The organism is Muriicola sp. (genome assembly GCF_041567615.1).
Taxonomy (GTDB): Bacteria; Bacteroidota; Bacteroidia; order Flavobacteriales; family Flavobacteriaceae; genus Muriicola.
On record NZ_JBFGBM010000270.1, the window covers coordinates 1 to 2,057 of the forward strand.

Here is a 2,057-nt window from a genome sequence, read left to right on the forward strand (position 1 = left end):
ATCAACGGCAAGGCCGGCGAACGCTTCTGTGTCAGAAATTCAGGGGCTACAGCCGTCGTAGAGGGCATTGGGGACCATGGATGTGAGTATATGACAGGGGGAGTTGCCGTCATCCTCGGAGAAGTGGGACGAAACTTTGGAGCCGGAATGAGCGGCGGGATCGCATATGTGCTGGATGAGAACAAGACCTTTGACCAACGCTGCAACAAGGAAGCCCTGAACCTGCTGGCCGTTGAGGAAGAGAAGGACGTTCAGCAATTGAAGACCCTGATCGAGAATCACTATAACGCAACTTTCAGTCCGCTTGCCCAGCGGATCCTCGAGAATTGGGAGCAGTATCTTCCCAAATTCATCAAGGTGTTCCCTGAGGAGTACAGGCAGGCATTGCTGAGATTAGAGGAAGAGAAATTACAAATTACCTAGGAAGGAGACATGGGAAAGATCACGGGATTTTTAGAGTACAAAAGGAAGACAGAACCTTATAAACCGGTTGAAAAGAGGATCAAGAATTTTAAGGAATTCACTGTGCCTCTGAAGGAAAACGAACTGAAGGAACAGGGAGCACGCTGTATGGATTGTGGAATCCCTTTTTGTCACAGCGGATGTCCGTTAGGGAATCTTATTCCGGATTTTAACGATGCTGTTTATAGGGGCAAATGGGAAAAGGCTGCACAAATCCTTCACGCCACCAACAATTTTCCCGAATTCACCGGCAGGCTTTGCCCGGCACCCTGCGAAGAGGCCTGCGTACTGGGCATCAATGAAGACCCGGTAACGATAGAGAATATTGAGAAAAACATCGTTGAAACTGCCTTTGAAAAGGGGTGGATTAAAGCTAACCCACCTGAAACGAGGACAGGTAAAAAAATTGCCGTTATTGGGTCCGGTCCGGCCGGACTGGCAGCTGCCCAGCAACTCAACAGGGCTGGACATTGGGTAACAGTCTATGAGAGGGATGAGAAACCCGGAGGGCTTTTGAGATACGGTATCCCTGATTTTAAGATGGAAAAGCACGTGATTGACAGGCGTCTGAAAGTCCTGGAAGAGGAAGGGATCGTCTTTAAGTGCGGAGTACATATCGGGATTGATTTGCCGGCTAAAGAGCTTAAGACCGAATATGATGCCCTGGTCCTCTGCGGTGGAGCTACGGTACGCAGAAATCTCCCGATAGAGGGAGCTGACCTGAACGGAGTAGTGCAGGCGATGGATTTTCTGGCCCAAAATAACCGCAGGGTAGATGGGAAAAAGAAATTTGAAAATGAGATCATGGCCACGGACAAGCACGTGATCGTGATCGGAGGGGGCGATACGGGATCAGATTGTATTGGAACCTCCTTCAGGCAGGGAGCGAAAACCGTGACCAATTTTGAGATTCTGAGCAAGCCTACCGAGGGCAGACCCCAGGATCAGCCCTGGCCGTTTTGGCCTATGCGCCTTCGGACCAGTTCCTCTCACAAGGAAGGGGCGGAAAGGGTTTTCAGTATATCCACCAAGAAATTTATTGGCGATGAGAAAGGAGATCTCAAAGGCCTGGTCACTTCCGAAGTAGAATGGATTAAAGAACCTGGAGGGCGGATGAAGTTGAAGGAAATTGAGGGAACGGAAAAAGAATGGCCCTGTGATCTGGCCTTACTGGCGCTCGGATTTACAGGTTCTGAAATGACCCTTGCTGAACAATTGGGCCTCGAAGCCGATCCCCGGACCAATATCAAGGCTTCCCCCAGGGACTATCAAACCAACGTACCCGGGGTATTTGTTGCCGGAGACCAGAGAAGGGGACAATCTTTGATAGTATGGGCTATTTCGGAAGGCAGGCAAGCTGCGTATCATGTGGATAGGTATCTGATGGGAGGATCAGATCTGCCTTTGAAAGGCGAGGGGGACTTACCACGAGTTTAGATTCCTATTTCCCTGCTTTCTTACTTCGGGATGGAAAGGTATTTTGTCTTCAAGGGGGAATAAGGACGTATGTCCCCCGGGGGTAGGATGTAGTAGGGACCTGGGATCTTCCCTTGGCTTCCCTTGAGGTAGGTACATAAAAAAAGCACCCATATTGC

Annotated in this window: 2 protein-coding genes; both read left to right on the forward strand. The window is 49.8% G+C overall.

Features of this window, described 5'->3' with window-relative positions:
- A partial coding sequence (locus tag ABYP73_RS12960; protein ID WP_372974614.1) for a hypothetical protein occupies nt 1–423 on the forward strand: 423 nt, incomplete at its 5' end.
- A gap of 9 nt (nt 424–432) precedes the next feature.
- Entirely contained in the window at nt 433–1,899 is a 1,467-nt protein-coding gene (locus ABYP73_RS12965) for a glutamate synthase subunit beta (RefSeq protein ID WP_372974615.1), read from the forward strand.
- Nucleotides 1,900–2,057 lie beyond the last annotated feature (158 nt).